At 52.0% G+C, this 6,417-nt stretch carries 9 protein-coding genes; 5 read left to right on the forward strand and 4 right to left on the reverse strand.

The annotated features are described in order from the left end of the window. Both WC488_04095 and WC488_04100 read left to right on the forward strand, forming a co-directional pair. A partial coding sequence (locus tag WC488_04095) for a LemA family protein (GenBank protein ID MFA5077580.1) occupies positions 1–210 on the forward strand: 210 nt, incomplete at its 5' end. 36 nt (positions 211–246) lie between these two features. Next, positions 247–1,131 carry a M48 family metallopeptidase gene (locus WC488_04100; GenBank protein MFA5077581.1) on the forward strand — a complete coding sequence of 295 codons (885 nt, stop codon included), beginning with the start codon at positions 247–249 and terminating at the stop codon, positions 1,129–1,131. A gap of 31 nt (positions 1,132–1,162) precedes the next feature. Here the strand turns inward: WC488_04100 and WC488_04105 are convergent, their stop codons facing one another. From WC488_04105 to WC488_04115, 3 genes are read right to left on the reverse strand one after another with little or no spacing between them, the layout of a single operon-like run. Next, a complete protein-coding gene (locus tag WC488_04105) occupies positions 1,163–1,561 on the reverse strand; it encodes an ACT domain-containing protein (protein MFA5077582.1) in 399 nt (132 codons plus the stop codon). Positions 1,562–1,573: 12 nt separating this feature from the next. Beyond that, entirely contained in the window at positions 1,574–1,873 is a 300-nt protein-coding gene (locus WC488_04110; protein ID MFA5077583.1) for a DUF424 family protein, read from the reverse strand. Between the two features lie 4 nt (positions 1,874–1,877). Continuing rightward, complete coding sequence (locus WC488_04115; GenBank protein ID MFA5077584.1) at positions 1,878–2,357, reverse strand: hypothetical protein; 480 nt, start codon at positions 2,355–2,357, stop codon at positions 1,878–1,880. A 48-nt stretch (positions 2,358–2,405) separates the two neighbouring features. Here WC488_04115 and amrA point away from each other — a divergent pair, with 48 nt between their 5' ends. The 3 genes from amrA to WC488_04130 are packed head-to-tail and all read left to right on the forward strand — an operon-like array spanning position 2,406 to position 4,887. Next, entirely contained in the window at positions 2,406–2,972 is a 567-nt protein-coding gene (amrA, locus tag WC488_04120) for an AmmeMemoRadiSam system protein A (protein ID MFA5077585.1), read from the forward strand. Next, on the forward strand, positions 2,969–3,781 hold the full coding sequence (locus tag WC488_04125) for a hypothetical protein (protein ID MFA5077586.1): 813 nt from the start codon (positions 2,969–2,971) through the stop codon (positions 3,779–3,781). The genes amrA and WC488_04125 overlap by 4 nt, the downstream gene beginning before the upstream one ends. Further along, complete coding sequence (locus tag WC488_04130) at positions 3,769–4,887, forward strand: HD domain-containing protein (protein MFA5077587.1); 1,119 nt, start codon at positions 3,769–3,771, stop codon at positions 4,885–4,887. The genes WC488_04125 and WC488_04130 overlap by 13 nt, the downstream gene beginning before the upstream one ends. A gap of 10 nt (positions 4,888–4,897) precedes the next feature. Here WC488_04130 and WC488_04135 read toward each other — a convergent pair. Then, positions 4,898–6,417, reverse strand: a 1,520-nt coding sequence (locus WC488_04135; protein MFA5077588.1) for a hypothetical protein, incomplete at its 5' end; no start/stop codon positions are given.

Genomic DNA, 6,417 nt, shown 5'->3' on the forward strand with positions numbered 1-6,417 from the left:
GAGAACTTCAAGGCCCTCCAGGACGAGCTTGCAGGCACCGAGAACAAGATATCGTACGTGCGCATGGCCTACAACGACACGGTGATGGAATACAACACCGCGATAAAGACGTTCCCGAACAACCTGCTCGCAGGCATGCTCGGCTTCAAGGACGTCCAATTCTTCCAAACCGAGGGCGCGGAGCGCCAGAGCGTCAAGGTGCAGTTCTGATTTTTCCTTTTTAAACCTCATTTTCCAAGTGAGCCCATGGACAAGGTCAACATATTCGACGCCATAGAGGCGAACAAGCGCAACTCCCTAATCCTGATTCTCCTCATGTCAAGCCTGCTTTTTTTCTCAGTGGCAGCAGCCGGTTATCTCTTCGGCCTTAATGAAATGGGCTTTGTTTTCGCCATTTTCGCTACCGTGGTTTACGTGCTTTTCGCATACGGCGCAGGCGCCCAGACAATACTCTCCATAAGCGGCGCCCGCGAACTGGATGAAGGCGAGGAGCCGTTCATACAAAACGTGGTCGAGGGCCTCGCCATCGCCGCAGGCATCCCGAAACCCAGGATTTGGGTGATGGAAGACGAAGGGATGAACGCATTCGCGACCGGAATCGAGCCGAAGAACAGCCATATAGTGTTCACGCGCGGCCTCCTGAAGAACATGAAGAGGGAGGAGCTGGAAGGGGTCGCGGCGCACGAGATTTCCCACATAGGCAACTACGACATAAGGTTCGCCACCCTCGCGGTAATCATGGTCGGCGCAATAGCCATCCTAGGAGAATTCGGCTGGCGCTTCGCAGGCTTCGGAGGAAGCAGAAGCAACAGGAAGGGCGGAAGCGCTGCATTGCTCATCATCGCCCTTGCCTTCGCGATACTCGCGCCCATTTTCGCGACCCTGGTTAAGCTCGCGCTCTCTCGACAGCGCGAATACCTAGCTGACGCGAACGCAGCCAAGCTCACCCGCTACCCGGCCGGCCTCGCAGGGGCATTGGAGAAAATAAGCGGCCACGCTTCTGTCTCAGGCGCCACTGGCACTACAGCATCGCTGTACATCGCGGACCCGCTCAAAAAGAGCATGCTCAGCGGCCTGCTCGCGACCCATCCTCCTATTGAAGAGAGGGTAAAAAGACTGAGGGCAATGTAATCCACGAAAAAACAAAACTGGAAAATAAAAGTTACTCGTTCTCCACAAGGAAATCCTTGAGCACTTCCCTGGCCTTCTTCGCCTTGTCCGTTTTCAGCGCTATCACGGTGTGCTTCCCGTCCCTGGTGAGCAGGTGCACGTTGGATATGCGAACCTTCGCCTTGGAGAGCATGCTCGTAATCCGGTTGAGCTCGCCGGGCTTGTCATCCACTTTCACGGCGAAATAATCCTCTTTTATGTTCTTGTAGCCGTTCTCGCCGAGCACCGCGACCGCCTTCTTGTTGTCGCTCAAGGTGAGCACCAGCACCACCCTGTCCCCGATGACGTTCACGCTTATGGTGTCTATGTTGATTTTGTTCTTGGCCAGAATGTAGGATATGTCCGCCAGCAGTCCGACCCTGTCGTTCTCCACCAGAATTATCGGCTTCATGCATCCCACCTCTCAGATTTTGTATATCTGCGCCTGCGGGATTCCCGCAATGGCCCGCACCTGCGGCTTCCCGGCCAGGCCCTGCCTGATTACGAAAGCCGTCGCGTTCTTCCCAACAACGTTTAGCGAGGAGAAGCTTTTTATTGCTTCCAGCATCTCGTCCTCGCCCACCTTTTCACCCTTATAAAAACCCGCGTACTTCCTGAGGTCCATCTTCCTGCCGCCTCTCTCGAAGACCTTCCCTATGAGTTCGCAGTCGCACACCGCGACCACGCGGCCGCGGGCGTTCTCGTGCACTTTCATATAGAACATAGCCTCAGTCCTGCTCCTTGTGCTCCCCGGGCTTCCCGTATATCTTCTTCCTCCTCGGCTCCTTCTTCGGCCGCGCCTCGCGCTCCTCTTTCTTTTCCCCATAAAGCATGAAATTCACTGTTTTGGGGCTTTCCCTGCGCTCAATATCCAGGATGAGCCATTTCTTCTTCGTGGCAAACTTGTTGTTCAGTATCCACTTTATCTCCCCGATTTTCATGCTCTTCACGTTCGAGCTAGTTACAATCACCCTGTAATCTGAATCGTCCTTCTCCAGCGCCTCCATGGCCTCGTAGAAATCGCGCCTTCCCCCGAACTGCACAACTACAATTGCGTTCCCCCTCCCCTTGAGGAAAAACCCGTCCGGCCGCTCCGCAATCTCCAGCCCGGCGCGCGCAGCGCTTTCCCTCACCTTCTTCAGCGTCTCTTCCCGGAGGTTCTGTTCCGGCTTTTCAATCTTCGCGAGCTGCTGGAGGAACTGAAGCATAGCCCAACTTCGCATTAAGCTTATAAAAACCTTCTTCCACTATCCAGCATGGAGGTTTCAGAGGCGGATAAAAAGTACTTATTTTCACTGGCGCGCACTGCAATCAAGTCGTATTTCTCCGAGGGGGACCGCCACTATCCTGCCGGCGTGCCTGAAAAATTCCAGAAGCCGATGGGCGTTTTCGTGACTCTCAGGAAGCGCGGCGAATTGCGGGGCTGCATAGGCTACCCTCTTCCGGCCGCGTCTGTCGCGCAGGCCGTTGCGGACAACGCGGTCAATGCGGCGTTTCACGACCCCCGCTTCCCCTCCCTCCAGCAGCCCGAGCTTCCGGAAGTTGAAATAGAGATAACCCTGCTCACGGTCCCAGAGCCCGTGGCGTACAAGGACCCTAAGGAGCTCCTGGAAAAGATAAAAATAGGGCGCGACGGCCTCATCCTGGAATACGGCCCGTACGCGGGGCTCCTGCTCCCGCAAGTGCCCGTAGAAGAGAAGTGGGACGTGCGCACCTACCTCTCTTGCCTGTGCAGGAAGGCCGGGCTGGATCCCGAAGCCTGGCTCACCAGGCCGGTACGCATAAAATCCTTCCAGGGCATAGTTCTTGGTGAGAAGAAATGAACGTTAAGCTCATAAAAAAGAATGGCAATTCCTACCTCCAGCTTCCCGAAGGGTTCATCGAGTGCGCGGAAGCCGAGCTTTTCCACCTCCGCGAAGGCTTCTGGCTCCTTTCGGCAGGAAAAATGGACAAGCCCAGGCAGCCCGAGCAGAAAGCCCAGCCCGGTCTGCGGCTGAGCCAGCGCGAGATTGCGGTGCTCAGGAAGCTTATGGGCATACGCTTCGCGGACCGCACCCCTTCAAAAGTGGAAAAGTCGTTCCCAAAGGAAGACCAGGAGATTGTGCGCCAGCTCATCAAGAAGAACGTCGTCCAGGTCTTTTACGGGGAGAAGTACAAGAAGACCGGGGTTTACAACATAAACAACCGCCTCTACGATGAAATCGAGCGCGCGGAATCCAGCCCAGCGCCTCCATCACCACGTCAGGCACAGCAGCCTCCCCAGGAGCAGAAGGCGTTCCATCCTGCGCAGCCTTTCCTCCGCTATTCCGAGCTCTCGAAACTCGGGTGGATGGTGATATCCAACCCACGCGACGCGGAACAATTTTCATTCAACCTCAAAAACTCGGGCTTCAGCATGAACGTGAAAGGGGTGCGCGGCTTCGACGGAAGATTCTACGTCGCAACCAACGCCTTCGTTTACGCAGCCTATTCCAAGGTTCAAGCGGTTCTCGCGAAGAAGAGCGAGATGGGGCTCGCGGAAATAGCCCAGCTCACGGGCCTGGAGCCCGAAGCGGTTCTTGTGGTGCTGCGCATACTCGCGGAAAGCGGGGAAGTGCTGGAGAAAAAGAGGGATCTTTTTTGCCTGGCATAGAGATAAAGGACCCGGTCCACGGTAATGTGGAGCTCACTGATTTCGAGGAGCGCCTCGCTGACACTCCGGACTTCCAGCGCCTCAGGAAAATCAGGCAGCTCGCGACCGCGAACCTCGTTTACCCCGGAGCCAACCACTCCCGCTTCGAGCATTCCCTGGGCACCCTGCATTTAGCGTCCCGCATCGCGGAAAAGCTCCCGCTCGACAAGGACGAAGCGGAGAAGCTCAGGCTCTACGCGTTGCTCCACGATATAGGGCATATTGCATTTTCCCACGAGGCCGAGCGCGTGACCACAAAACACCTTGGAACTCATGAAGAGATAGGGACGAAGAAGATGCTTTCCGGGGAGATGGGAGAGATACTGCTTGAACGCCTCAGCAGGAAAGAAATCACACGCCTTGGAAAGTCCGCGCATTCCGAAGCGATAACTTCAGACATAGGAGCGGACAGGATGGATTACTTGAAAAGGGACGCATACTACACCGGCGTCGCTTACGGGATGGTGGACGAGCAGCGCATAATAAGCAAGATGTTTTTGGAGAAAGGCGCGCTAGGAGTTGAATACGGGGCTTTGGAGGCCAGCGAAAGCCTTCTCGTCGCGCGCTTCATGATGTTTTCCACCGTTTATTTGCACCACACGGTGCGCATAGCCTCAGCGATGCTGGAGCGCGCGCTTTCCGTCGCGATAGAGGATGGTTTAGACCCGAAGCTCCTTCTCGGAAAAGGAGATGGGGAAGCCCTGGCCCTGCTCGCGCAGTACAGGCGCGCGCGGGAATACTCCAAATCAATCGAGGAAAGAAAGCTCTATAAGCAGGCGTACTCGCTTTCCCCCCCGCAATTCAAGGAATCCGAAATCCCTAAGCTCGAAGCCGAGCTTTCCTCGCTTGCAGGCTGCGACATTCTGATAGATTCTCCGGCCAGCTTCGTGAAGCTTTCAGGCTTTTTAGTTCGAACGCACGCAGGCAAAAGGCAGGAAATTTCTAAAATATCCGAGCTCGTGCGCTCGCTCAAGTCAGCTGAGGAGTCCAGGAAAAAAGCCCTTGTGCTCGCGCCAGCGCAATTCAGGGAAAAAGCGGAAAAAGAGTGCGCGCGCTTCTACTCCTGAATCTCTCTGTTTATGCCCTGTCCATACTTTTTCCAACTATTATCTTGGATAACTGGCCAGTTATGCAGTGTGTGTTGCCTTCCGAACCATATGTATTATTTTTTATAAATATAGTCTCCATTCCGTTATCCATTAGGATATCGCGTATCCTATGCTCTAATTGCAGGTCGCCAAAAGTCGGCATCAGGACATAAGTTTTTGATCCGACTTGAAGAGGTATCGAATTTGTATATGCCTGATATTTTTCGATATGTTCAAAAGTCGTCGGGATTTTTATAACTCTAAAGCCAAGGCTATTCAGTTGTTTTTCGTATTTTAATAAATTATTGCGTATTTCTATAAGTGAATCATCGTCATTCATGGTATTGCCTAAATCAGCTAAAACCGCAACGCCTTTCTTTGGGAAGAAAACTAGCTGATCTATATGAAAGGCGTAACTCGGCTGTTTGGGCAGAATGTCAAAAGGACCTGGATTTGGTACACCCATGATTTCCGCCCGGGTTGCTTTGAAAGTCCCTAGATATATATCAAGAATGTCCGAAGTGGAAATTATCCCCGTGTTTTTCACACTATATATCTCCCCGGTGCTTATTACGTCGTCCGACCCAATAAATACGATTTTCTCGCCTTTCGAGTTCTCTGCTTTGGTCAAATTTCCACCCTGCAATACTGCTGGCATCCGGATGTTTCCCGACTCATTAATTGACCCAAGAAGTCTAAAAGGCGATCCTTTATATTGGTAATCGGAAATCTTTTCCTGTGGCATCCAACCAGTTACATATCCTTGGTTAAGTCCTAGCGGTTCACCTAAATCCTGCGCCCATGGCTCATAAGTGTAATCCCCAATGTCAATGCGAAGCCTGCCGCTCTTAATCATATCCGTTAGCTTCGTAGAAGATAACCCTAACTGCCTCTCAATGTAGTCATGCGAATTTTTATCGGGAATTAATATAACTACTGAGGTCTCAGTTGACAAAGATAAAATCACATCTGCTAGTTCTGCTATCTCGGCCACAAAAAGTATGCTTCCGCCTATTCTCGGCATAATGAAGAAAAATTTTTTATAATCGTACTCTGGAACAAACGTAATCATCTCCAACCTTTCAGGTGCTTTAAAATATTCCGTAATCTTATCGTGATTCTCCTGGTTTGGAACCAGTCGCGGCGTTAATGCCTTTAGCGCATACTCTTTAATCCCTTTAGGGAACTCACTAAGGAATAGTTTTTCGACATCATCAATTTTAGGTTCTTTTTGAGAAAGCATGCTTGTTAACTTTCGGATTATTTTATCTATGCCTCTTTGCTTCATGTCGCTTATTTTAAAAATGTCTCTCCGTTCATAAAGAAATTTTCCCACTGTTTCTTGTACTGCAGACTGCTTATTCAAAAAGGGTGCCTGTGCTCTCGCACTTCCTGCTTGCTGTGCCAGGAATGTGGCTAGACTCTCGCAAACATGCTCCTGGAGGTGGGTCCATCTATCTTGGGGCCTTTCCGTTTCAGTATTTTGCTTTTCCTTCTTAGTATTTCCTA

It is taken from the genome of Candidatus Micrarchaeia archaeon, from assembly GCA_041650355.1.
In the GTDB taxonomy this organism is placed as follows: Archaea; Micrarchaeota; Micrarchaeia; order Anstonellales; family Bilamarchaeaceae; genus JAHJBR01.

What these genes read in the sequence shown, in the direction of transcription:
- WC488_04115 (MFA5077584.1), bottom strand. Translation starts at nt 2,357, where the DNA reads ATGCTTCAGTTCCTCCAGCAGCTCGCGAAGATTGAAAAGCCGGAACAG.
- amrA (MFA5077585.1), top strand. Translation starts at nt 2,406, where the DNA reads ATGGAGGTTTCAGAGGCGGATAAAAAGTACTTATTTTCACTGGCGCGC.
- WC488_04110 (MFA5077583.1), bottom strand. Translation starts at nt 1,873, where the DNA reads ATGTTCTATATGAAAGTGCACGAGAACGCCCGCGGCCGCGTGGTCGCG.
- WC488_04105 (MFA5077582.1), bottom strand. Translation starts at nt 1,561, where the DNA reads ATGAAGCCGATAATTCTGGTGGAGAACGACAGGGTCGGACTGCTGGCG.
- WC488_04125 (MFA5077586.1), top strand. Translation starts at nt 2,969, where the DNA reads ATGAACGTTAAGCTCATAAAAAAGAATGGCAATTCCTACCTCCAGCTT.
- WC488_04100 (MFA5077581.1), top strand. Translation starts at nt 247, where the DNA reads ATGGACAAGGTCAACATATTCGACGCCATAGAGGCGAACAAGCGCAAC.